Annotated in this window: 21 protein-coding genes; 14 read left to right on the top strand and 7 right to left on the bottom strand. The window is 34.5% G+C overall.

Going from position 1 to position 26,168, the window contains the following annotated elements:
* The first annotated feature begins 82 nt into the window (after positions 1-82).
* Both MV589_RS01850 and glmS read left to right on the top strand, forming a co-directional pair.
* The gene (locus tag MV589_RS01850; RefSeq protein ID WP_297431486.1) at positions 83-2,596 is read left to right on the top strand and encodes a [protein-PII] uridylyltransferase family protein; all 2,514 of its coding nucleotides are present in this window, start codon (positions 83-85) and stop codon (positions 2,594-2,596) included.
* Positions 2,597-2,605: 9 nt separating this feature from the next.
* A complete protein-coding gene (gene glmS / locus MV589_RS01845; RefSeq protein ID WP_297431484.1) occupies positions 2,606-4,420 on the top strand; it encodes a glutamine--fructose-6-phosphate transaminase (isomerizing) in 1,815 nt (604 codons plus the stop codon).
* A 57-nt stretch (positions 4,421-4,477) separates the two neighbouring features.
* Here glmS and MV589_RS01840 read toward each other — a convergent pair whose 3' ends face one another.
* Together MV589_RS01840 and thiC are read right to left on the bottom strand one after the other, a co-directional pair.
* On the bottom strand, positions 4,478-5,638 hold the full coding sequence (locus MV589_RS01840; protein WP_297431482.1) for an Mrp/NBP35 family ATP-binding protein: 1,161 nt from the start codon (positions 5,636-5,638) through the stop codon (positions 4,478-4,480).
* Between the two features lie 103 nt (positions 5,639-5,741).
* Positions 5,742-7,139 (bottom strand): phosphomethylpyrimidine synthase ThiC, encoded by a 1,398-nt coding sequence (gene thiC, locus MV589_RS01835; protein ID WP_297431480.1) that lies wholly within the window; start codon positions 7,137-7,139, stop codon positions 5,742-5,744.
* 193 nt (positions 7,140-7,332) lie between these two features.
* Here thiC and MV589_RS01830 point away from each other — a divergent pair, with 193 nt between their 5' ends.
* The 4 genes from MV589_RS01830 to MV589_RS01815 are packed head-to-tail and all read left to right on the top strand — an operon-like array spanning position 7,333 to position 11,036.
* Positions 7,333-8,457, top strand: coding sequence for a bifunctional 2-C-methyl-D-erythritol 4-phosphate cytidylyltransferase/2-C-methyl-D-erythritol 2,4-cyclodiphosphate synthase (locus MV589_RS01830; RefSeq protein WP_297431478.1), 1,125 nt, complete (start codon positions 7,333-7,335; stop codon positions 8,455-8,457).
* Position 8,458: 1 nt separating this feature from the next.
* Positions 8,459-9,346 carry a response regulator gene (locus MV589_RS01825; RefSeq protein WP_297431476.1) on the top strand — a complete coding sequence of 296 codons (888 nt, stop codon included), beginning with the start codon at positions 8,459-8,461 and terminating at the stop codon, positions 9,344-9,346.
* On the top strand, positions 9,324-10,514 hold the full coding sequence (locus tag MV589_RS01820; RefSeq protein ID WP_297431474.1) for a sulfate adenylyltransferase: 1,191 nt from the start codon (positions 9,324-9,326) through the stop codon (positions 10,512-10,514). The genes MV589_RS01825 and MV589_RS01820 overlap by 23 nt, the downstream gene beginning before the upstream one ends.
* A 12-nt stretch (positions 10,515-10,526) precedes the next feature.
* Entirely contained in the window at positions 10,527-11,036 is a 510-nt protein-coding gene (locus MV589_RS01815) for a phosphatidylglycerophosphatase A family protein (protein ID WP_297431472.1), read from the top strand.
* Here MV589_RS01815 and MV589_RS01810 read toward each other — a convergent pair.
* From MV589_RS01810 to MV589_RS01800, 3 genes are read right to left on the bottom strand one after another with little or no spacing between them, the layout of a single operon-like run.
* The gene (locus tag MV589_RS01810; RefSeq protein ID WP_297431471.1) at positions 11,033-12,874 is read right to left on the bottom strand and encodes a mechanosensitive ion channel family protein; all 1,842 of its coding nucleotides are present in this window, start codon (positions 12,872-12,874) and stop codon (positions 11,033-11,035) included. The genes MV589_RS01815 and MV589_RS01810 overlap by 4 nt on opposite strands.
* A gap of 5 nt (positions 12,875-12,879) precedes the next feature.
* Entirely contained in the window at positions 12,880-14,235 is a 1,356-nt protein-coding gene (gene gdhA / locus MV589_RS01805) for an NADP-specific glutamate dehydrogenase (RefSeq protein WP_297431469.1), read from the bottom strand.
* 43 nt (positions 14,236-14,278) lie between these two features.
* Positions 14,279-14,650, bottom strand: a complete 372-nt coding sequence (locus MV589_RS01800; protein WP_297431468.1) for a hypothetical protein — start codon at positions 14,648-14,650, stop codon at positions 14,279-14,281.
* Between the two features lie 61 nt (positions 14,651-14,711).
* Here MV589_RS01800 and MV589_RS01795 point away from each other — a divergent pair, with 61 nt between their 5' ends.
* Complete coding sequence (locus tag MV589_RS01795) at positions 14,712-15,110, top strand: rhodanese-like domain-containing protein (protein WP_297431466.1); 399 nt, start codon at positions 14,712-14,714, stop codon at positions 15,108-15,110.
* A 128-nt stretch (positions 15,111-15,238) separates the two neighbouring features.
* Here the strand turns inward: MV589_RS01795 and MV589_RS01790 are convergent, their stop codons facing one another.
* Positions 15,239-15,712, bottom strand: a complete 474-nt coding sequence (locus MV589_RS01790; protein ID WP_297431464.1) for a hypothetical protein — start codon at positions 15,710-15,712, stop codon at positions 15,239-15,241.
* A gap of 104 nt (positions 15,713-15,816) precedes the next feature.
* On the opposite strand from MV589_RS01790, the gene MV589_RS01785 reads away from it, so the two are divergent.
* The 6 genes from MV589_RS01785 (at position 15,817) to MV589_RS01760 (ending at position 24,550) form a co-directional block, all read left to right on the top strand.
* Positions 15,817-17,211: a DUF3373 family protein gene (locus MV589_RS01785; RefSeq protein ID WP_297431462.1), complete on the top strand. Its 1,395-nt coding sequence runs from the start codon at positions 15,817-15,819 to the stop codon at positions 17,209-17,211.
* 233 nt (positions 17,212-17,444) lie between these two features.
* Positions 17,445-19,853 (top strand): molybdopterin-containing oxidoreductase family protein, encoded by a 2,409-nt coding sequence (locus MV589_RS01780; RefSeq protein ID WP_297431460.1) that lies wholly within the window; start codon positions 17,445-17,447, stop codon positions 19,851-19,853.
* A 2-nt stretch (positions 19,854-19,855) separates the two neighbouring features.
* Entirely contained in the window at positions 19,856-20,419 is a 564-nt protein-coding gene (locus tag MV589_RS01775) for a 4Fe-4S dicluster domain-containing protein (protein WP_297431458.1), read from the top strand.
* A gap of 64 nt (positions 20,420-20,483) precedes the next feature.
* Positions 20,484-21,617: an NrfD/PsrC family molybdoenzyme membrane anchor subunit gene (gene nrfD, locus MV589_RS01770; protein WP_297431457.1), complete on the top strand. Its 1,134-nt coding sequence runs from the start codon at positions 20,484-20,486 to the stop codon at positions 21,615-21,617.
* A 60-nt stretch (positions 21,618-21,677) separates the two neighbouring features.
* Positions 21,678-23,984: a molybdopterin-dependent oxidoreductase gene (locus MV589_RS01765; protein WP_297431455.1), complete on the top strand. Its 2,307-nt coding sequence runs from the start codon at positions 21,678-21,680 to the stop codon at positions 23,982-23,984.
* Positions 23,984-24,550: a 4Fe-4S dicluster domain-containing protein gene (locus MV589_RS01760; protein WP_297431453.1), complete on the top strand. Its 567-nt coding sequence runs from the start codon at positions 23,984-23,986 to the stop codon at positions 24,548-24,550. Before MV589_RS01765 ends, MV589_RS01760 begins: the two co-directional genes overlap by 1 nt.
* Before the next feature lie 3 nt (positions 24,551-24,553).
* Here the strand turns inward: MV589_RS01760 and MV589_RS01755 are convergent, their stop codons facing one another.
* Entirely contained in the window at positions 24,554-25,630 is a 1,077-nt protein-coding gene (locus tag MV589_RS01755) for an Mrp/NBP35 family ATP-binding protein (RefSeq protein ID WP_297431451.1), read from the bottom strand.
* Between the two features lie 153 nt (positions 25,631-25,783).
* Between MV589_RS01755 and MV589_RS01750 the strand changes: the two genes are divergently transcribed.
* Entirely contained in the window at positions 25,784-26,107 is a 324-nt protein-coding gene (locus MV589_RS01750) for a cytochrome C (protein ID WP_297431449.1), read from the top strand.
* The last annotated feature ends 61 nt before the right edge of the window (positions 26,108-26,168 follow it).

Genomic DNA, 26,168 nt, shown 5'->3' with positions numbered 1-26,168 from the left:
AATCATTTTAATAGTTCGAGCCTGCGATTATATCAAATTTATGTTACTACTGTATAATAAACAAAAAAATAAGATAAAAACTATGAATTTATTACTAGAGATAGAAAATATTATAGAAAAAAATGGCTCTGATTTTGAACTCTCAAAACTTTTTAAACAGTATATAAAAGAGTACAAAGACTCCCTTCCTCAACTTTTTGAAAAAAATCAAGGCAAAGATTTTTTAGTGCGTCATACAAAAAAACTCGACTCTATCATCAGTTTAATGTACAAAACAGTCTTGCGTAGAACTTTTGGTAACTTTTTACCTATGCGTAGTTCTATTCCCATAGCCATTGTTGCGCTTGGCAGCTATGGACGTGAACAGTTGAGTGTTCATAGTGACATTGACCTGCTCATCGTTTATGAAGAGGTAGATGGCTATAACACGCAACTAATCATAGAAAAGCTCTTCTATCTTGCGCTTGATGCGGGTATGAAACTAGGACATCGTGTTCATGAAGTAAGCGATTTATTTAAGGCAAGCACAGAAGATATAACCATCAAAACATCCCTTATGGAATCACGCTTGATTACGGGTTCTCCTTTTGTTTGGCACGCTACACAAAATATACTCAACAAAATAAGACTTCACAATCAAAAAAAGTTTTTAATAGCTAAAATTGAAGAGGCACAGGTAAGACGTAAAAAGTATCCTAGCTCTATGCAGCCAAACATTAAAGAGAGTGTCGGAGGACTTCGAGATTCTCACCTCATTTTTTGGGTGGCAAAAACTATTTATGGAATTGACAGCACAAAAGAGCTCAGTGGTACTGTTTTTTCAGATGAAGAGTATAAAGAGTATCGTATGGCACTAGAACTACTCTACAGAGTCAGAAGTGCTCTGCATCTCATCACAGGAAAACAAGAGGACAGACTCCTACTACAATACATTCCGGAAGTCAGTACTCTTTTAGGATTTAAAGAGCAGACAAAACTTGCTACAAAAGTATTAGAAGCACAGTGGCAAATAAATAACTTTGTGCAAATATTTGTCAAAAAAATGGTACGCCCTTACATATATGATGCTCAACACATCGCTGCGTTTAGAAAGAGTAGAATACAAAAAGGCTTTTATGAGTACAATGCAAGACTCTATGCTTCTTTTCATCTTCCTATACAAAACATCAACTCCTTACTAAAACTTCTTATTAAAATAGAAGATAAAAAGTACAAATTTGATGCTGGTTTTTTATACCAATTTTCCCGTGCAAAAATATCACATCCTCTTCAGGCAGACACATATATACTTATAAAACAACTCTTTACAAAACGCAATATTGCACCCTTTTTAAAACTATTTTATGATGCAGGGGTACTTGCTGAACTATTTCCAAATTTCAAAAAAGTGATGCACCTTCCACAATTTGATGGTTACCACCACTATCCTGTAGATGTACACTCTATCAAGTGTGTTGAAGCACTAGAAAATATAAAAGAGAAACAACTCCAAACACTCTTTGATGAACTAAACGCAGATGAAAAACTGCTCATCAAAATCGTTGTTTTTTTCCATGACACTGGAAAAGGAAGGAAACAAGACCATAGTGAAGTAGGTGCAAAACTACTACTACAGTTTATTAAACACATTAAACTTAGTGAAGAACTCACTAAGCGTGCTATAACCTTAGTAAAACACCATATTTTAATGAGCAATGTCGCCTTTAAAGAAAATATACATAATGAAAAAACACTCTATAAATTTATGTCTAAAATAGAAGATGCAAAAAATCTACAACTCCTCTATTTACTCACATATGCTGACATCAGTGGTGTTGGTGGCGATGTTTACAACTCTTTTAACTCCAAACTTCTTTTTGACCTTTATACAAATGCACTAGAAATTGCACAGAACAAAAATAGAATAACGGATGCGAGAAAAAGGGTTATTATTGAGTCTCGTGTTAAAAATGCACAAGAGTTCAAAGAGCTTCCATCTCTCCTGCAAAAGAAGCTACTCTCAATAGAGTCAAACCTCTTCTTCTTTAAACACACACCTCAAGATATTATACACATCGCTAAGCTGGCAAGAGAGACAAAAGAGTACAGTTTTAGTCTCAAAAATGAAGGCTCTTTAAGCATAGAAATTTTACGAAAAATTCCGCTTAACATTGGCTATTTACTAGCAACCCTTGCGCATTTACAAGTCGCTTCTATGGAAATTTTCACCCTTTTTGACGGGGTAAAATATTTCAAAATTGAATTTATTCAAAATGTTGATAAGAATGTTTTAGTGGAAGTTCAAGACATTATAGACAATGCTTTTGATATGCAAAAAGATGTACCACTAAAATCAGTAAACATTAAAAAAGAGGAGATTACACTTGATTGCGAACACTCCCTTACACATGCTGAACTCAACATTAACACCTCTAATCAGACAGGGCTACTAGCCTATATTATGCATCAGCTCGAAGAGTTACAAATTAATGTTATTACTGCAAAAATTCATTCCAGTAAATATAAGGTACGCGATAGTTTTTTAATAGAAAAACAAAACAAAATATGCAATAATGTCGAAAACATTTACAAATCATTATATAACAGTAAAAAATAAGGAAATTATATGTGCGGCATCGTAGGATATTTAGGACAAAAAAATACAAAAGAGATTTTACTTGAAGGCTTAAAAGAGCTTGAATATAGAGGCTATGATTCAGCGGGAATCGCAGTGCTTAGTGATGGAGAATTTTCCAGTTTTAAAGCTGTTGGAAAGCTTGTAAATCTTGAAGAAAAAACAAAAGATTTTGTAACAGATGCATTTGCTGCAGGAATTGGGCATACACGTTGGGCAACACATGGCAAGCCAACAGAATTAAATGCACATCCTCATGTTGGAGCAAACTCTGCTGTCGTTCATAATGGAATTATTGAAAATTATGCCCCACTCAAAAAAGAGCTACAAAATGAAGGTGTCACCTTTTTAAGCCAAACAGATACCGAAGTAATAGTACATCAATTTGAAAAAAATCAAAAAAACAGCGTAAATAGTTTTGAAGCTTTTAAAAAGACCATTAGCGAATTAGAGGGTGCCTATGCTATTTTACTTGTAACAAAAAGCGAAGATGACACTATCTTTTTTGCAAAAAATGGTTCACCTATGCTTATGGGAATAAACGCAGAAAATGAAAAATACTTTGCATCTTCAGACACTCCACTCATTGGGCAGTGTTCAGATGTAAACTACTTTGAAGATGGTGATTATGGCTATGTGAATGCAAATGAAATTGCTATCTTTGATAAAAAAGGCAACAAAAAAGAGCCACACTTTACAAAACTTGCAACCAATAAACTCTCTGCACAAAAAGACGGCTACCGCTTCTTTATGGAAAAAGAGATTTATGAACAAAGTAGTGTAATATCAGATACGCTTCTTGGACGATTAAGTGAAGATGCAATAGTTCTTGATGAAATTGACACCTCTCTTTTTGATGGCATTAATGAAATTAAACTTTGTGCCTGTGGTACATCTTACCACTCTGCACTTTGTGCTTCATATATGTTTGAGAGACATGCAAAAATAAAAACATCAGTAGAAGTGGCATCTGAACTGCGTTATCGTGAGCCTGTGCTCACACAAGATACACTTTTTGTTGCAATTTCACAAAGTGGAGAGACTGCAGATACACTAGAAACACTTAAAATGGCAAAAGCCGCAGGTCTCAAGACATTGGTTATTTGTAATGTTGATAACTCTTCAATGGTTAGAATTGCAGATGCAAGCATTTTAACCCGTGCGGGTGTTGAAAAGGGTGTTGCTTCTACAAAAGCATTTGCAACGCAAGTTGTCGTTTTTTGGATGCTTTCACTTTATGTTGCTAGACGCAACAATAGTATGCAAACAGAGGAAATAGCAGAACAAATCAGTGTCTTACGAGAAATTCCAAAAAGTGTTATTGTTGAAGATAGTATGCATGAACGCATCAAACGTCTCTCAAAAAGATACCTGCATGGTCACGGATTTTTCTTTATTGGACGTGATCTGTTCTATCCATTAGCGCTTGAGGGTGCCTTAAAACTTAAAGAGATTTCATATCTGCACGCAGAGGGGTATCCCAGTGGAGAGATGAAACATGGTCCTATTGCACTTGCAGACCCTGAACTTTTTACTATAGCCCTACTTCCAAAGCATCTTTTATATGAAAAATCAAAGAGTAATGCAGAGGAGTTAAGTGCAAGAGACTCTACTATTTGTGCCATCTCTCCAATAGAGTTTGACAAAGCAGATGACTTTATAAAAACAAAAGAACAGGGACATTATATGTTAGAATTTTTTGAAATGATGGTTGTTGTACAGCTTCTTTCATTAGAAATTTCTATACGTCTTGGAAATGATGTAGATATGCCGAGAAATCTTGCAAAAAGTGTTACTGTAGAGTAAAGTGTAAAAGTTACACCTCAAGAAAGAGGTGTAAGAAGACCAATGGAGGAGATATGGCTAACTACAGCCACATCCACCGCCACTGCTTTGTGCAGACCCAGCAGAACTTCCGCCAGTAGAACATGCACTTACACCTGGAGGTGTTGTTGGTTGAACAGATTGATTATCTACTCCACCATTTGCATTAATCTCTTCAATAGTTGCCCAAATAGATTCAGCAGCTTGCATATAGCGTTTTGCTGATTCACTTGTTGGTGCTACAAAAGTGATAGGTTTTCCATCATCTCCACCTGTTCTAATAGCAGGTTCAATTGGCACTTCAGCAATTACTTTAGTATCGAACTCTTTCGCCATAGGCTCAGAAGTTCCTTTTCCAAAGATGTCATACTCAACACCAGTATCTGGAGCAATAAACCCACTCATATTCTCAACAATACCAGCAATAGGAATGTTAAGTTTTTTGAACATATCAAGTGAACGACGAGAGTCATCAAGTGAAACGCCCTGAGGGGTAGTTACAGTAAGACCAGCAGTAACAGGTACTGACTGAGCAAGTGTAAGTTGTGCATCACCAGTTCCCGGTGGCATATCAATAACTAATACATCTAACTCTGACCATAAAATATCACGCAAGAATTGCTCGATTGCTTTCATAATCATAGCACCACGCCAAATTAAAGATTGTCCTTGTTCCATAAGTGAACCCATAGACATAATCTCAATACCATATGCTTTAATTGGAAGTACTTTATTTCCATTTACTTCAGGTTTCACATCTGCTATACCCATCATACGAGGAATATTTGGACCATAAATATCTGCATCTAAAAGACCGACTTTTTTACCTTGCTGTGCAAGTGCAATAGCAATATTTACAGAAGTAGTTGATTTACCAACTCCACCTTTTCCAGAACTAACCATTAAAAAGTTTTTTACTTGTGGAGCGATGTTTTTACCATGAGAAGAGCTCTCTCTTGGCATTACAGGTGCTTTTACATTTACAGTAATATTCTCTGCACCCTCTCTCATCAATTCAGCCGTAGCTTCATCTTTAATTTGTTGTGCCACTTCTGGTGCACTTGATGTAATGTCAACAGTTACGCTAACATCATCACCGTTTACAACTATATCTTTAACAAAACCAAAAGTTACAATATCCTTAGTAAAACCTGGATACATAACTTTTGAAAGTGCTGATTTTACATTTTCTTCAGTCATTTAAAGTATTTCCTTTTTTTAAAATTTTTCATTTTCGAAGTGTATCATATCTAAATAAGACAAATATTGTCTTATTTAAAATCAATTTCTTTTAAAAGAAGATTTAAGCTAAAAGTGCCGCTTCTTCTGCTGCCTCTTTGGCTTTGACATCTTCAGCAATTCTTGCAATTGCTTCTGGATTGTCCATTATCTCTTGTGTAATTTTATAAGAACAAAATTTTGGTCCACACATTGAACAAAATTCTGCCTCTTTAAATACATCTTGAGGAAGTGTCTCATCATGGTACTCTCTAGCTCTTTCACTATCAAGTGCCAATTCAAACTGCTTTTCCCAGTCAAACGCATAACGCGCATCACTCATCTCATCATCTACATCACGTGCACCTTTACGTCCACGGGCAATATCAGCCGCGTGTGCTGCGATTTTATAGGCAATAATCCCTTCACGAACATCATCTGCGTTTGGAAGACCCAAATGCTCTTTTGGTGTTACATAACAGAGCATACTAGCACCATGCCAACCACCAACAGCTGCACCAATAGCAGAAGATATATGATCATATCCAGCTGCAATATCAGTTACAAGTGGCCCTAAAATATAAAAAGGTGCTTCATGGCAAAGTTCACGCTGTATTTTCATATTACGCTCAATCTGATTTAAAGGCACATGTCCTGGACCTTCAATCATTACCTGAACATTTTTCTCCCATGCGCGGAGTGTTAGCTCACCGAGAACTTTAAGTTCACCAAGTTGCGCATCATCAGAAGCATCAGCAAGACAACCTGGACGGAGTGAATCACCAAGTGAAAGACTTACATCATATTTTGCACAAATATCTAAAATATCATCAAACGCAGAGTAAAAAGGATTTTCTCTGTGGTAATGCATCATCCATGCAGCCATCAATGAACCACCACGAGAGACAATTCCCATTTTACGCTTTGCAACTTTTGGCATTGTCTCAAGTAAGAAACCTGCATGAATAGTAAAGTAAGAAACACCCTGTTTTGCTTGTCGCTCAAGAACTTCAAGCATAACTTCAATAGTTAAATCTTCTATTTTATTATTTACATCATGTAAAATTTGATAAATTGGCACCGTACCAATTGGAATTTTTGAAGCATTAATAACGGCTCTTCTAATCTCATCCAAATCACCACCTGTACTTAAGTCCATCGCAGTATCTGCTTTATAGTGTTGAGAGACTTCCATTTTCTCAACTTCACCCATAACATCAGAAGCAATTGCAGAAGAACCAATATTTGCATTGATTTTACATTTACTTGCAATTCCTATCGCCATTGGCTCTAACGAAGTATGATTTACATTCGCTGGTATTATTAATCTACCGCGAGCTATTTCACTACGAACTAGTTCAGGAGATAAATCTTCTATTTTTGCGACATATTCCATCTCTTGTGTAATTATGCCCTCTTTAGCGTAATACATCTGTGTTCTTACAGCATCATTTTCACGCTCTTGTACCCATGAAGATCTCATAGTTTCTCCTCAATTTTTTATATTTATATAGTGGAAATATAATCAAATAAAGTTAATCTAATATAAAGAGTACTAATTGATAAGATTCTTTATGTAATATTTGAAATTCAAAGTGACTAATTTACACAATCAAGATAAAAAAAAGCTTTGTAAGTGTATAATTTCGTAACACTTTTTAAGTAGAGGAGCCTTATTGTCAGATTTAACTCTTGTTTTATTAGCAGCGGGAAGCTCTAATCGTTTTGATATGGGTGTTAAGAAACAATGGTTACGCATAGATTATAAACCATTGTGGCAATTTGTAGCAGATAACTTCAATCAAACGCAGCGATTTTCACAAATTATTATAGTTTCATCATCAGATGATATTGCTTTTATGCAAAACTATACAGACTACACTCTCGTAGAGGGTGGTAATACAAGACAGCAGTCTCTTAAGAACGCACTGAAATATGTAAAGAGTTCATATGTGCTTGTAAGTGATGTAGCAAGAGCGTGTATAAGTGAAACACTCATCCAACGTATCATAGAAGAAAAATCAGATTATGACTGCGTTGTTCCTTATCTCAAAGTGACTGATACCATAGTTTATGAAAACGCCACTATAGATAGAGAAAAAGTGAAACGCATACAGACTCCACAACTCTCAAAAACAACAGTTCTAAAATCTGCACTTGAGAGATCTGAAGAATTTACAGATGAAAGTAGTGCCATTGTTGCAAATGGTGGCAGTCGTGGGTATGTTTTAGGAGATGAAGATGCTCATAAAATCACCTTTGTTCATGACTTAAACGAACTGCCATGCCTTCAAGCTCCATCAAATGACACCTTTAGTGGTAATGGATTTGATGTTCACGCTTTTGATGATAAGGGTGAGATGTACCTTGGCGGTCTTAAAATTGATGTAGATTATGGATTTAAAGCACATAGTGATGGTGATGTTGCACTTCATGCACTTATAGATGCGCTTTTAGGTGCTGCAGGAATGGGCGATATTGGTATGCTTTTTCCTGATAATGATGCCAACTATAAAGGCATTGATTCAAAAGAGCTGCTTACTCAAGTAGTAGATAAACTTTACAATTATGGTTTTGTTATTGTAAACGCAGACATTACGATTGCTGCACAAAAACCACGATTAGCCTTATATAAAGATAGTATGAGAAAAATTATTGCAGATATTCTTCGTATTGACAAAGCAAGAGTGAATGTCAAAGCAACAACAACGGAAAAGCTTGGGTTTATTGGGCGAGAAGAGGGTGTTGGTGTGATTGCTAATGCCAATTTAAAATATTTTAACTGGAAGAAAATAGGATAAAATGAAGATATTAATTATAGAAAACGAAGTATATTTAGCGCAAAGTATTGCAACAAAACTTGGCGAACTCGGTCATAACTGTGAAATGTGTACATCGACAAAAGATGCCATAAGAGGACAAAACTACGATGTGGTACTGCTCTCAACAAATATTAATGGACAAGATTTCAATCCTGTTATAGAGACTTTCAAGCACTCTATTGTTATTTTAATGGTTTCATATATTAGTAATGACACAGTTTCAAAACCTCTTGCAGCAGGTGCAAAAGATTATATTCTCAAACCATTTATGATAGAAGAACTTATAAGAAAAATAGACCATTACCAAGATTATGAAAAACTCAAAAAGAGAAATGAAGCGTATGAAAAATACCTTGAACACAATTTCTCAACTGTTGAGCATAAGCAATCCATTGAAAATATTGAACTACCCCTTTTCATTTCATCAAGTTTTCAAAAATATAGTGATGCTTTTGCCTATGAATATGCAAAATCACAAGATCTACCTATTCACTTTATCTCTCTTAGTAACTCAAAAGCATTAGCAGAGATTGATAATCTTCCACAAAATTCTATTGCCTATATTATTGACTATCAGACTCTCAAAAAAGCTGACAAACAAAAATTCTGTACTCTGTTAGAAGGCAAAAAAGCCATTATTTCAAGTAGCGATAAAATCGAAGATGTTGCGTTTAAGGTCATAGAGATTGAAAGCGAAAAAAATGTTTTTGATAAAGGCGAAATTCTTCCTATTGAAGATTATGTAAAATTTATTGTTCTTAATTATCAAGACAAATATCCCGATACAGAGCTTTCCAAAAAACTAGGCATCAGCCGTAAAAGTTTATGGGAAAAAAGAAAGAAATATGACATCATCAAGAAAAAATAAAACCCTTTTTGTTGATAAAGAGGCAGCTTCTGTCTTAGAACTTGTAAAAGAAGGTTTGCTCTCTCCTGTAACAAAACTCATGAGTGAAGCAGAGTCACTTGAAGTCTTACAAACGGGACTTATAAATGGGCAATCATTCCCCTTTCCTTTTATACTCGCGCCTTCTGGTAAAAAAAATGAAGAGGTCATTGCATCTCTTAAAAAAGAAGAAGAGGTAACTATTATATGTGATGGTGAGATATTTGCAACACTCATTGTAAACGACACCTTTCAAATTGATCCAAAAGAGAGAGTAAAACATATATATGGGACAGATGATTTAACGCATCCTGGGGTTATGGCTACTATTAAAAGAATTGGAAGATGGGCTATCAGTGGTGAATACACAATTTTTCATAAAACAAAAAATCAGAACAAACTAAAAATTGAAGCTGCTAAAAAACTTATAGATGCCAAACATACAAGCTCTCTAATGATGGGGGCAAATCCGCTACATCGTGCGCATGAAAGACTTATTCGCCAGAGTCTTGAAGATACAGACCTCCTTGTAATTTTTCTACTCAAACCTTATAATAGTGCAAACTTACAATATGAAGTGAGAAAAGAGGCTTTAGAGTATTTTATAAATAACTTTTTACCAAAAAACAGAGTCATTATTATTCCACTTGAAAATAGCTATATTTTTGCTGGTTATAATGAAATTATTATTGATGCCATTGTTGCAAAAAATTATGGTTGTGACAGACTTACTATTGGACGAAATCATGCAGGTTTAGGAATGTTTTATGACTGTAATTCAAATAAGTCCATCATTGACAAAGTTACAGGAATTAATATTGATATAAAAGTAGCAAGTGAATATGTCTACTGTGATGAGTGTAAAACACTTGTCAGTAAAAATACTTGCCCACATGGACAACACCATCAGATCTCTTACCATGCAGACTCAATTCTTGAGCTTTTAGAAGCAGGACTTTTGCCTCCTGCTGTTTTAATGAGAAAAGAGATTTCAGCATTTTTACTCTCAAAACTTTTTCCTAACAGATTTAAAAATGTCGAAAAACTCTACTATGACACCTTTCCAGTAAAAGGTCTACTAGAAGAGCATACAGAAAAAGATTTTTACTTAGAGCTTATGAAACTCTACCAAACAACTTCACTTACATAAGGAAACAGATATATGAACTGGTTTTTTTTAACCTTAGGTTATAGCGGTCTATCACCAAAGGCACCTGGTACAATGGGTACACTTGTTTCACTCCCTATAGGTATGGCAATTTTAATCTACTTCGATACAACAACACTTTTTTTAGCGGCTCTGCTTATCTCTGTCATTGCCATAAAAGTTATAAACCAGTATGAACAAGAGACAGGCAATCATGATGACCAAAGAATTGTAATTGATGAACTTGCGGGAATGTGGTTTGCTCTTAGCATTGCCCCAGCAATCTCTGTTGCATCAAATCAAGTTCTCACGCTAAGCAATGGTTTTTTAATAGAGTCACTCTTATCATTTGTACTTTTTAGATATTTTGATATTACAAAACCATCTATAATTGGGCGAATAGACAGAGAAGCTCCGGGCGGTGTTGGTGTAATGGGTGATGACATCATAGCAGGTTTTGCAGCTGGTATCTCTTCAGCTGCACTCTGGCAAGGGTGGATATACCTTAGTCAAAATCTTTTCTAAGAAAGTTCTTTTTGAGAACTTTGCGTTTCATTATAAATAGAAAGTGATGGAAACGCAAACTCAAGAGAATTTTTCTCAAATATATCCATAATCTTTTCCATAACATCCTGTTTTGTTTTAAGCCAATCTTCCCAATCTACAGATTTAGAAAAACAGTAAACTAAAATATTTATACTTGAAGAATCGAACTCATCGAGATAGACCAAAAGTGTCTTTTTAATTCCCTGCAGATCCTCTTTAGAGACTAGTTTAGCAGAACGACGAAAATCTTTATATTCATATTTTGTATTTTTACTTGCAATATCAGGATGTAGTACAAGCATCTCTCTTATCTCATTGACTGCGTTTACAATATTCTCTTTTTTAGAATCATACTTCACGCCAAGGGACATTTTAATGCGTCGTCCAAGTTTTCTTTTGTTCCAGTTCTTAATATCTTTTGCAGCAAAAGTTCCATTTGGAATTGCGATAAGTGCATTATCAAATGTACGCAAAGTTGTTACACGAATACCTATTTCAACGACAACACCTTCTTTTCCATCTATCTCTATCCAATCTCCTTGAGAAAAAACCTCACTAAAAAGTACCGCAAGTGTTCCAAAGAAATTAGATATAGTATCTTTTGCAGCAAAGGCAACTGCAAAACCACCTATTCCCAGACCTGAAAGAACTGCAGTTAAATCAACTCCTCCTAAATAAAGCACAATCAGTACACCTATAAGTATAATAATAAAATTAATAATTTTAAGACCAACATTAATAAGTTCACTTTTTACACCTGTTTGCCTTGCATCCATACTGCTTACCTTAATCGAAGCAAGCGCATTTATAAAGATGTAAATAATAGCTGTAAAGTAGATACCATAGATTATATTAAATACTATTGCAACTGTTTCACTGTTACTAAAATCATTTAATACATATATAATGATATTAATATTAATGATAATAAGCAAAGACTCTATAGCTTTTTTTGGTTTAGAAAGAAGAATATCTGAATATTTAGCCAATATATCAATTTTAGAAAAACTTTTTTGTATCAATGTATAAATAATTTTTCTAAATATATAAATAAGCAGAGTCATAAAGAGTATAATTAAAATTTTCATAATACTTAAACCATACATATTTAATACAGAATCAATTTTTTGCACTAATCCAAATGACTGCAGATAGATTGCAAGAGTTATAATATGATATTTGGAATATTTATTGAGCCTATACATTCTATTTTCAAACTTATAAATATAAGCTATAAAATCAGTATTTATTTCCTGAAGAGCATAAAAATCACGAATATTTTGCTGGAGTTGACTAATAATTTTAGAAGAACTATTATCAAGTTTTAAATATGGAGTATAGTCTTTACTATAGAGCCTTGATACATACTTTTGTTCTGCAACAACAAGAGTATTTAGCTTTTGTTCATAAGCTTGCATATTTGGTAAATCAAGAGCTAGTAAAATCTTTTTTACTAGCAGTTCTTGCTCTTGGACATATTTCAAAGATTTAATCCGCACCTCATCTCTTAACACTGCATAAGTATTCCCTGCGCGTTTATTTATAGCAATTATTTTTTGTAAAGCAAATATTTTAGATCCAAAATCCCCTAGTTTCTCTATATAAACTGCTTTATTCACCATTAAATCATCAAGCTGTGCTTCATACATATGCTCTTGCTTTTGCACAAGTTTATATATCTCTTTTTGCGTTAAATTCGCATCATCCATTTTTAATGTCAATGCTATTTGTTGATCAATAAAAGGATCATATCTAACCGCCGCGTTTAGCATAAAAGGCACTAAGAGCGTTAAAACAAAAAGAAATAGCTTATTCATTACTTTTATATGCCCTCCGCTATCATAGCATCTGCAACTTTTTTAAATCCAGCAATATTAGCCCCATGCACATAATTGCCTTCCACTCCGTAATCTTTAGCAGTTAAAGAGACACGCTTACATATCATTTGCATCGTCTCTTTAAGTTTTTCATCTACTTTTGCATAACTCCATTTTGTCATGGAAGCATTTTGACTCATTTCAAATTCGCTCACAGCGACGCCACCTGCATTTGCCGCCTTTGCCGGTGCAAAACAGATTTTATGTGTTTGCAACAGATCTATAGCATCTGGAGTTGAAGGCATATTTGCACCCTCTGTGACACTCACACATCCATTTGTTATAAGAGCCTTTGCATCAACCTCAGTAAGCTCATTTTGAGTGGCACATGGAAACGCAGCATAACATGGTATATCCCAAACAGCATGACCACCTTCTGGATATTCAGCTACCGGTATATATTTGCCCTCATTATGTACTTTGCAATACTCTTCAAGTGAAGCACGACGTTTTAGTTTTATATCTTTTAAAAGTGCCAAATCAACACCTCTAGCATCATAAACAGTCCCTCTTGAATCTGAACAACTCACAACAACAGCACCAATATCTTGCAGTTTTTCTATGGCATGAAGTGCTACATTTCCAGCTCCACTTACAGTACAAATTTTACCTTCAAGTGCTTCTTTATTTTCCATCTCTAGCATTGTTTGTGTAAAATAAACAGCACCATAACCTGTTGCCTCTGGACGCATTAAAGAACCACCAAAAAAGTATGGTTTGCCTGTTAATGTTCCTTCATAAGAAGAGGTGATTTTTTTATACTCTCCAAAAAGGTAACCTATTTCACGACCCCCAACACCAATATCACCAGCTGGTACATCTATTCGTGGTCCTATATACTTATGTAACTCCGTCATAAACGCAGCACAAAATTTCATAATCTCAAAATCACTTTTACCCTTAGGGTCAAAATCACTCCCACCTTTTGCCCCACCAATAGGCAAACCTGTAAGTGAATTTTTAAGAATTTGTTCAAAACCTAGAAATTTTAAAACACCCTCAGTTACAGTAGGGTGAAAACGCAATCCCCCTTTGTATGGTCCTAGAGCATTGTTAAACTGCACACGGAAGCCACTATTTACCTGAATTTTATTATTATCATCCAACCAAGTAACTTTAAACTTTATTATTCTATCTGGAATAACCAATCTCTCTAAAATTGCATATTTTGCATACTTTTCATCAGATTCCAAAAGAGGAGCAATAGAATATATCACCTCCTCCATTGCTTGATAAAATAGAGCATCTTCAGCACAATTATGATTTTCAAATTTTTTAATCTCTTTTTCTGCGAGTGTCATAAGTAACCTTTATGTTATTAAGTACAAAATTGTACCATATCAACTACTCCCAATCTTGAAATTTTGAGTGGGAGTGTTTATCTTTTTTATATCTTTTGGCATTTTTACTCTTTTCAAGCTGATTTGCACTGTATAAAATATCTTCTTTGATCGACTCTATATCTGTTTGTGAGTTTTTATAAGCAATCATTTTATTTACATGTGCTTGTAAATCCTGCAGCTCTCCCTTATAAATTTGACTCTCTTCAACTCTCTTGAGCAGTTTTAAGGCGTTTTCAATCTTTTTGTCATACTTCTCTTTTGTGAGGGCATCACTATTTGTAAGATAAGAAAGCAGACTTTTTTGAAAGCGTTGCAATGCTCTGACATAACGTAATCTATTTGAATTTTCAACTACTTTTTTTGATGCGGCCATAAGTTCCCTGTTATTTTTGATATAATTATACACTTTAATATCCAAAAACTAAGGAAAACAGTTGAAAAAAATAATTTTAAGTCTTATGCTTTTAAGTGCATCACTTTTTGCACAACTCACAAGCCAGTATCTCACAAAGGATTTTCTAAGCAAAAACATTCCCATCGTTGATGTAAGAACGCCAGGAGAGTGGAGGGAAACGGGGCTATTAAAAGGTGCTATTCCTATTATGTTTTTTAATGCAAAAGGCAAGTATGATGCAAAAAAATTTTTAATACAGTTAAATAAAAAAGTAGATACTACTAAACCTTTTGCACTTATTTGTCATACAGGCAGCAGAACTTCCATAATAGCACCATGGCTCTCAAAAGAGTTTAAATACAATGTTATAAATCTCAAAGGTGGGATGGAATATGCAACAAAAGGTCTGCATATAAAGACTGTTCCATACAGACCATAAATGCCGACTTGGCTTAAATTTCTTTTTTACCTCTCACTGCGAATTATCGTTACATTCGCAGTTTTAGGTCTTGTTATTTTCTTACTTTGGTGGCTTCTTTATTCCATATTTTATTAAGTGACTAGCACTTAAAGCAAAGATTTAACAACATTTGAAACGCCCTGATGCAAATTGTAATTTGCAATAGGAAAATCTAAATTTTCATACTCTAAATTCACACTATATTTAGAAAGATACTCACCCAATAATTTCAAATCAATCGGCTCATACCGCTGGCACTCTTCTTTAGTTAGTGATGTTCTTACAAGTTCTTTTGCTTCATTAGATTTTGCAATAGTAAACGCAAGGCTCTTCAAACTTAAGAAATCACTCCAATCCAAGAATAGTTCAGGTGTTAAAACCTCTACTTTTAAACCTTCAGGAGTAAAAAGTAAATTTTGTTCACGCAAAGGAACCAAGACAGAGAGTATAGCTGCCGAGAATGGCACAACTTTATCACTCCAAAATGGAGACTCATTTCTCTTTTTCAACTCTTCATCTAATTTTTCTAAGATTTTCTCACTATTTGTATTTTCAAACAATTTATATGTCTCTTTTTCCATTTTTATCCCCATTCTATAATAAATTATAATTACAAGATTAAGTTTAACTTATTTTTAATCTTATCAATAGTAGTATTTTATAGAAATTAATATTAAGGATAGGTATGAACAAAATTATTACATTATCTGTTTTAGCTTTTTTGACTACGTCGGTCTACGCAAAATCAGATGTAAATTCAACTGTAAGTTCGATGCAAACTCAAATTGACAAACTTACAAAAAAAATTGACAAAATGGAGAAAAAACAAAAACAGACTGCAAGAGGCTTAATTGAAGTAAAAAAACATGATGGAAACGATAACATTAAGTGGGATGTAAACTTTAGAACAGCTTATAACTATTTAGATTATAAACTAAAAAATGGGAAAAGTGTCACAAACTCTTCACTTTTAACTAACCGTTTATGGCTTGGTATGGTTGCAGCACCAACAGATAGATTGACTTTTAGAGGACAATTAGCAGCGTATAGTACATGGGGTGCCAATAACCTGCCAACAAACGATCGTTTTCAAAATGTGAATTGGAGAGCAAGTTCAAAAGCTGATGATGATATTATAAAAATCAGACAAGCGTACTTTGTTTATAGACTAACTGATGGTACTCATCCTATCAGTTTTAGCGCAGGTAGACGACCAGCTACAGACGGATTTTTGGCTAATCACAGAGAAGGTCTAGCAAATCCAGGTTCACCTTTAGCACATATTACAAATATGGAAGTAGACGGTGCTATGGTTCGCATTGGAAATGCTTTTGGACTCGAAGGTTCTTACTTAAAACTTGTTTTAGGTAGATCATATACAAATATCAACCAACCATCTTTTATGGGAACACCTTACACAGCAGTAGGTGCAAAAGATGAAAATGTTGACTTTTTTGTTGTACCTATGAGTATTTACAATGATGGTCAAGTTAATCTAATGGCTCAATATGCTGCTATATTTAATTTTATGGGATCAAAACAGAGTCTAGTAAGTTCAGAAAATCCAGCAGGAGCTACAACTGGTGCAGGACTGAAACACATGGCGGCAATATCAATGCAAATTGATGGACTTGATGAAGATATTGATTTTTTAGATAGTAGTACACTCTTTGTTTCTATTGCAGCTACGAGAACAGATCCTAAAGATGGTTATAAAATGCAAGGTACTAAAAACAGTGAAAATGGATATAGTTTCTGGAGTGGTTTTATTTTTCCAGATTTAATTACTGATAATGGTCAAATAGGTATAGAATATAACTATGGTTCAAAATATTGGGCACCGGAAACATGGGCTGAAGATACGATGAGTGGTTCTAAAATTGCTACAAGAGGTAATGCATATGAAGCTTATTGGAATTTACCATTTGAAAATGGTCACTTCTCTACACAGATAAGATATACATATATGGATTATAAATACAAATCTAATATAGAACAATTTTGGGCTGATCCAACTCTGGCAGACAATGATGTAAAAAGTACTCAAGAGTTAAGAATTTCTTGTAGCTATAAATACTAATATTTACTAACAAGAGCTTTATGCTCTTGTTCCTTATTTCTCCTTCTCACAAATTTTTGTTTTTTTCTCTTTTTTCATATCTATTTTTCCCATAATTGCAACTTATTAGAATTATTACGTAAATAAAAGTTATTTATAAGTCAATCTGTATTACCATACCTTAATCTAATGATTTTTATAAGTTTTTCTTAGACTTATACTCCATTTTAGAAAATTACAAAGAGGAAGTGCTTATGAGTGTAGAAGTTTCGAGAAGAAAATTTCTTCAAGGAAGTGTGGCTTTAAGTGTTGCTGGTGCGTCAGCGATTAGTGCTACAAATCTTTTCTCTAGTGAGAATGCTAGTGAACATAAATCAACAAATAGCAGGATACCTAGTACAATTACAACGAAGACAAGTACAGCGAAGGCAGAGCATGTGCCTTTTTTATGTGGTATATGTGTAAATAAATGTGCAGGTTTAGCTAGAGTTGAAGATGGAATAATTACAAAATTAGATCCTAATCCATATTTTCCAAAAAATAGGAATATGCTTTGCCCAAGAGGTAATGCTGGTATTCAGACGCTTTATGATCCAGATCGTTTAAAATATCCAATGGTAAGAATTGGCGAAAGAGGCGATGGAAAATATAAACGTGTTAGTTGGGATGAAGCTTATGAAGCCATTTTAAACGGTACTGATAAATTTAAAGGTATCAAACAAATTCTGGATGAAGAGAAAGACAACCGTGCAACAATTGGTTACTGTAATGGTGAAGGTCTTTCAAAAGAGGGTTTTGAAGTTTTAGTTGGTGAAAAGATTGGTTCTCCTAACTATGTTGATGAAGTTAGTATTTGTCTTGAAACTACACTTGGTGGATATGTAAATACTATAGGTACTTACGGTGAAGCAGACTTAACTAATGCTGACTATCTTATTATCGCGGGTGCTAACAGAGCAGAAGCTATCATTACTCCTGATACTATGGATATGTTTAAACGTTCTAAAGGAAGAGGTCTTAAAACAATTGTTTTAGATCCAAGATTTACAAATACTGCAGTAAAAGCAGACAGATGGTACGCAATAAATCCGGGAACAGACTTGGCATTTGTTCTTGCTTTAACTTATGTTACTATTAAAGAAGAGTTATATGACAAAGCTTTTGTTGCAAAACATGTAGAAGGATTTGACGAATATAAACAACATATTCTTTCTCATAACTATACACCAGAATGGGCAGCAAAACTTACAAATATTTCTGCAAAAGAGATTACAAAAACAGCTCGTGAATTTATGGCTGCACGAAGTCCTATCTATTATCAAGGTCGCCGAAGTGTATTTTCTAAAAATGACTTCCAACTTCGTCGTGCTATGGCAATATTCCAAGGTTTAAGTGGAAACTTAGATAAAAAAGGTGGTATAGTTTACGGTCAAAAACTTCAACTTCCTAAAGAAGATGTAAATGCACCTATTTATGGACAGGCTCAAGCTAGATTTGACAAAGATGGCATCGCTATTCCATCACTAAAAACTGGTTCATGGATTGTCTTTAGAAACATGGTACTTGAAGGTAAGAATCCTTATCCATTAAGAGCTATGTTTATGAGAAAACATAATCCTATGGCAGGTGTTCCAAATACCAAAAAGACAGAAGCATTTTTGAAAAAAATGGATTTGAATGTTATGATAGACATCCTACCAAGTGACACTACAATGTATGCTGATGTTATTTTACCAGAAGCATCTTACCTTGAAAGAACTTCTCCAGTAGCTAGTTATGGGGGAATGGAACCTGCAATTGTTCAAAGAAAAGCAGCTATTAAGCCTCTTTATGAGACAAAAACTCCTGAAGTTATCTACAAAGAGTTAGCTGAAAAATTATCTAAACCTCTTTGGGAAAATACTCTAAAATATGATGAAGATGTTCAAGATGACACGGAAGGTATGAGCAAGGCAGAGATTGAGCAATATTACAAAGAAAATGGTTTTGATTTAGCTGAGCCTTGGGAAAAACCTGTTCATGAACAAAATGAAGAGAGAATTACAAAAGCATATGGTAAAAAAGCATGGGAAATCTTAGATGAAAAAGGTGTTTACTATCCGCACATGGAAGAGTACCATACACAACTCAATCCAAATGAATTTGAGTATTACCCTGAAAATAAAAAACACTACTCAACACAAGGTGATAAATTAAAAGTTAAATGTAATTTATCAAACTTAACAAAAAAAGGTGTAGATGCCATGCCAGCATGGCATGATGATATGGAATTTAGTGTTCCAGCAGGTCAATTTAGACTTGTAACTGGTCGTCATGCACAATTTACTCAAAGTGGTACAACGAATAATGCAATGTTAAGAGATTTAATCCCTACAAACTATATTTGGATCAACAATCAAGTATGTGAAAAAATGGGAATTAAATTTGCAGATAAAGTTGAAGTAAAAAGTCCTATTGGAAAAGTAACCATTATGGCATACCCTACAAATAAAATTGCTCCAAATCAAATCTTCATGCTTCATGGTTTTGGTGGAAGCAGTGAAAAAATGGAATTGGCATATGGAAATGGTGCAAATGATGCTCTTCTTATTGAAGATAAGATTGAGCCTGTATATGGTGCAGCGGTAATGCATGACACAAATGTAGAAATTAGGAAGGTGTAATTATGGCAAGATATGGAATGGCACTTGATTACAAAAATTGTATCAACTGTAAAGCATGTGAAGTAGCGTGTAAAGAGGAAAATGGTGTAGAACTTGGTGCAGAAAAACATAGAATTTGGGTAGGTGGCAATAACCCAGAGGGAGCATGGCCACTTTTAGATATGGCATCTGCATCTTTTCTACCAAGCCAATGTCAGCAATGTGATGATGCACCTTGTCAAGAAGTTTGTCCAACACATGCAACTTACTATGATGAAAATGGAGTTGTAAGAGTAGATGCTGATAAATGTATTTTATGTTCATACTGTATGAATGCTTGTCCTTATGATGCAAGATATGTAGATGAAAGAACAATGACCGTAGATAAGTGTACTTTTTGTTCAGACACAAGACTTGCTCGTGGTGAGACAACAACAGCTTGTCAAAATACTTGTCCTACAAAAGTAAGAACATTTGGTGATTTAGATGACCCTGAGAGTGAAATTAGTGAACTTCTTCGTACAAGAGATCATTTCAGTCTTAAAGCGCATCTTGGAACAAAACCAAAACTTTTTTATCTAACATAAGGAGGATAAAGTGAATTTTATTAAAAAAATTATACCTATGAAGGATTTCACTCTAAAGAGTCTTATGACTTTTGAGAAAACTCCTTTAAATATTTTAATGTTTATTTTAACAATTGGATTACTTGGAGCTTTTGGCTGGGGTGTTATTGAGTACCTAATCCATTCTCATCACGCTTATAATGTTACAAGAGAACATCCATGGGGTCTTTTAATTGCTATGTATATTTTCTTTGTTGTTAGCTCAACTGGTCTTTGTATCGTTGGTTCTTTAGGTGATGTTTTTGGCTTTAAAGATTATATGGCAATGAGTAAAAGAGCTATTCTTGGTTCTATTGTAACTATTTTAGCTGGTTTTGCTGTAATTGCATTTGAAATTGGTCATCCAGTCAGAATGCTTATTTATAATGTTTTAAGTCCAGGTCTTACATCAGCTATCTGGTGGATGGGTACACTTTATGGAATTTATCTTACATTTATGATTATAGAATTTATTTTCTTAATGCGTAACGATATGAAAAATGCTAGAATTTTTGGTCTAACTGGTCTATTAGTAGGTCTCGCAGCACACTCAAATCTTGGTGGTGTTTTTGGATTTTTAAATGCTAGAACTATTTCAAATGGTGTTTTTTATCCAACATATTTTATCTTGACTGCATTTATTACAGGTATATACTTAACATATTTAATGTATGGATTTAGATATAAAATGAATTTTCCAGAAGAGATTAAAAAAGGGCTTATAGGTCTTGCTAAGATTCAAACACTTCTTTTGGCTATTTTAATGTTCTTTGAAACATGGAAAATGATGACAGGTATTTATGGTGGTATGCCAGGTCGTGCAGATGTAGTTGAACATATTTTACATAGTGGTGGCTTCGTATATGGTGAAGTTCTTTGTGGTATGTTAATTCCTTTTGTAGTAATGCTAACAACAAAATGGAAATCAATTAATCTATATGTATATGCTTCATTTATAGGTATGATTGGTATCTTCTTTATGCGCTATGATTTAGTTCATGATACACAAGTAAAACCTCTTCAAATGATGAAACTTACAGAGTATCAACTTCCTCCAAAATGGATTGAATACTTCCCAAGTGCAGCAGAATTTGCAATTGGATTTGGTGCAATTGGAATCTTCTTTATGCTCTACTATTTCGGTCAAAAAATGTTTGACTTAGATGGTGGCGATCACTAATCATTATATTTATTAGAAGTCTCATTTTTTGAGACTTCTAAAATGTGCTATAATACTCATATGAATATTATAGAAACTTCTCGAAGAAAATTTTTACAAGGTAGCGTATCTCTTTGTATTTACGCTACTTCTGCTCTCTCTTCTCCTTGGCAAACAACAAAAACATCCAATAAAAAAACAACAGACACTCCCTACCTTTGTAATATGTGCAGAAATAAATGTGCAGGATATGCAAGAGTTGAAAATGGTCTTATTACAAAACTCAATCCAAACCACAACTTTCCAAAAAGTCGCAATATGCTCTGTCCAAAAGGTAATGCTGGTATTCAAGCAATCTATGATGAAGATAGACTCAAATATCCACTCATTAGAATTGGAAATCGAGGTGATGGACAATATAAGAGAGCCACTTGGGATGAAGCATATGAATACATCAAAGAGAAGTTAGTCAAAATTATAGATGAGCAAAAAGACAACCGTTCTACTATCGCATACTGTAATGGAGAGGGCTTTAACAAAGATGAGTACATTAAATTTTTTGGCTCAAAACTAGGAAGTGCAAACTTTTTAGATGAAGGAAGCATCTGCCTAAATACAAAACTTGGAGCGACACAACTCACCATTGGTGATGTAGGTGAAATGGATGTTGCAGGGAGTGACTATATGATTATCAGTGGTGCGAACAGATACGAATCACTCATCACCCCTGATAGTGTTGATATGATTCACTCCAAACAAAAACTTGTTGTGCTTGACCCTCGTTGCACTGTAACTGCTATAAAAGCAGATGAGTATTTGCCACTCTACCCCGGAACTGATTTGGCGTTTTGTTTGAGTATGATGTATATTGCGTTTAAAGAAGAACTTTATGATAAAAAATATGTAAATGAACAGTTTGATGATTTTGAAAAACTAAAAGCACATATACTCTCTCAAAAATATACTCCAGAATGGGCTGAGAGTAAAACACACATTCCTTCTCAAAAAATAGAAAAAATAACACGAGAATTTTTTGCAGCATCGAACCCTCTTTACTACTTAGGTCGCCGAAGTGTCTGGAGTCAAAACGATTTTCAGCTTCGCCGCGCAATGGTGCTTATAAATGCACTTGCAGGGAGTGTAAACAGAAAAGGTGGCATCATTTTTGGACAGCCAATTAAACTCAATGATGAAGAGATAAATGAGCCACTCTATAACAATGCCGAGGGACGATTTGATTTAGATGGCATAGTCTATGGTTCACAAAAAGGTGGAAGTTGGTTAAACTTCAGAGAAAAAGTAGTTAGTAAAACAGCACCCTACCCTGTAAAGGCAATGTTCATCAGAAAACATAACCTTATGCAAAATATGCCAAATATTGCAAAAACAAAAAAGATGCTTGAGATGATGGATTTAGTAGTTGTACTCGACACCATGCCAAGCGATACCGCGATGATGGCGGATGTAATTCTCCCTGAGTGTACCTACTTAGAACGTGAAGATATGGTTGTAAGCTTTAACAGACTTGAACCCTCTTTAGCCCTGCGAAATCAGGTGATAGAGTCACTCTATGAGAGTAGAAGTATGCAGGACATTTTAAAAGGATTAGGAAAAAAACTTTCAGTTCCTTTGTTTCATGTAAGTGCCAAATATGATGAAGATCTACAAGATAGCATAAAAGAGGATGGTCTGCACAAAGCATTTGTAGAGGGTGGCTATGATATGGCAGAACTCTACGGCTACAATACAACACAAAGGAACAAAAGGCTCATCACAAAACAGTTTGGCAAAGAAGTCTATAATTCACTCAAAGAAAAAGGTGTTTGGTACCCTTATATGGACGAACAAAAAGAACTTTTTAATGATTTTTATGAGTATTACCCTCCAGAGAAAAGATTTTATACTATAGATAAAAAATACAGAGTTAATGCCTACCTTAAAAAATTAGAAAAAGCAGGATTTGATGCGATGCCAACTTGGCATAAGTATTATGATTTCAATTTACACGAAGATGAATTTCGTGTCATAACAGGACGATATGTCACAACAACTCAAAGTGCCACGGCAAACAATGTTATGCTTAAAGATTTTGAGAAAGAAAATTATTTGTGGATAAACAATAATAATGCAAAAAGACTGGGTATAAAAACAGGAGATAGCGTTGTTGTTATGAGTAGTGTCTCTAGCATCGTCATCAAAGCTAATCCAACAAATAAAATAGCACCTAATGTGCTTTGGATTCCGCATGGATTTGGTATAGATTCGCAAGAGATGACAAATGCTTATGCAAAAGGTGCAAGTGATAATATGATAATTGAAGATAAATTTGAAAAGATCTATGGCTGTGCAACAATGCATGAAACAAATGTAACATTAAGGAAATTGTAATGGCAAACTATGGGATGGCGTTTGACTATAAACTCTGCATAAACTGCCACGCTTGCGAAGTGGCTTGCAAAGAGGAAAATGGTATAGATTTAGGTGCAAAAAATCATCGCCTTTGGATTCAAGAGGAGACAAAAGTTTCTGGAGATTTTTGGAATCTCGATAGAGATAAAGTAGAGTTTATGCAGATGCAGTGCCAAGAGTGTCAAGATGCTCCATGTATGGCAGCATGCCCCAATGGAGCAATTTATAGAGATAACAATGGAATTGTCAGACTCCATAAAGATTTGTGTGATTTAACAAGAGCTTGTATGAGTGCATGCCCTTACAATGCACGCTATGTAGATGAAAAAAACCATGTAACAGATAAGTGTATATTTTGCGCAGATACTCGTTTAGCCAGAGGTGAAACAACAACAGCCTGTCAAATAACCTGCCCTGCGAAACTAAGATATTTTGGTAATTTAGATGACCCAGAGAGTGAAATAAGTAAAGTGCTCTCATCGAGAAAACACTTTACTTTAAAACCAGAGAAAAAGACAAAACCTAAACTCTTTTATCTTGAATAAGCTCTAAAAAATAGTAGGCTGAATTGAGGAGTTATCAACGCCCTCACCCTCATTTACTTCTTGAAGGTAATCCCAAAGTTTAGTAGCTATTGCCTGATATCGTTTAGCAGTTTCACAATTAGGCGCTATAACAGTTATAGGTTGTCCACTATCTCCCCCCTCGCGAATTGCAGGTTCTATTGGCACTTCACCAAGCAGCTGCGTTTGATATGCATCTATAAGTGGCTGCGTTGTTCCTTTGCCAAATATATCATGTTCAGTATTACAAGTTGGACATATAAAGCCACTCATGTTTTCAACTACACCCGCTATAGGAATGTGTAGTTGTGTGAACATATCCATACTTCTTATGGTATCATCAAGTGAGACTTTTTGCGGTGTTGTAACACATACACCTGCTGTTACAGGCAGACTCTGAGCAAGAGCGAGTTGGGCATCTCCTGTTCCTGGAGGCATATCAAAAAGTAAAACATCTAACTCTCCCCACTTAATATCTTCAAGCATCTGCTCAATCGCCTGAGTAACCATAGCACCTTTCCAAATAAGTGAAGCTCCACGCTCTACAAGCGAACCAATAGACATCACTTTTATACCATGTGCAGGAATTGGCTTAATAGTCTTACCTAAAAAAACTGGTTGCACATCAGCAATTCCCATCATACGAGGAATATTAGGACCATAAATATCTGCATCCATAAGACCTACTCTTTTACCTTGTTGTGCCAATGCAAGCGCAAGATTAACAGTAGTTGTAGATTTTCCAACACCACCTTTTCCACTACTCACCATTACAAAGTTTTGAATATTTGGCAAAACATTTTTACCATCAGAACTTGTTTGTCTAGGCATTTTAGGTTGTGCTATATTTACTACAATATCTGAACTAAATGTTGACAAGCGTTTTGCAATTTCTTCTGTTAACTGCTCTGCAATTTCATCAGACGCTGATGGTATATCCAAACTAACAACTATCTCTTTTTCTTCTATTTTAATATCTGTTACAAAATCAAATTCCATAATATTTTTAGAAAAGCCTGGATATATGACTTTACTTAATATTTCTTCTATCTGTTGGCGCATTTACTATCTCCTAAAAAGCTTTTAATAAATTTTTTGGTGATATTATAACAAATTGTTACACTATAAGATTAATTATATAAATTACTTTTATAATATATATTACTTTTATATAAAAAAATATATAATGACTCAAATACTTAAGGAGAAAAAATTATGAATAAAATCGCAAAAATTGCATTAGGTGCAACTTTAATACTAGCTTTAGGTGCAACTGCTGCAAGTGCTGATGCTGCAAAAGGTCAAAAACTATTTTCTAAAAAGCTTAAAAGAGCTTGTGGTGCAAATGGTGGTGTAATCGCAGGGAAACATACACAAGATGAGTGGACAGCTATTGAAAATGCTGGAAAACTAAAAGCTGAAATTAAAAAGATTTGTCCAAAAGTTAAAGACAAAGCACTTAAACCAAGATATATGAAAGATTACTATGATTTCTTTCATGACTTTGCAAGCGACAGCGGTAACGTTCCTTCTTGCTAATTTTCTACAAGACTACTCACTAGAGTAGTCTTAATAACTTATAAAACCCTAAGGATTTATG

Source organism: Sulfurimonas sp. (assembly GCF_026991475.1).
In the GTDB taxonomy this organism is placed as follows: Bacteria; Campylobacterota; Campylobacteria; order Campylobacterales; family Sulfurimonadaceae; genus Sulfurimonas.
Note: the sequence above shows the minus strand (reverse complement) of the source record. Positions and strands in the feature narration are given on the sequence as shown.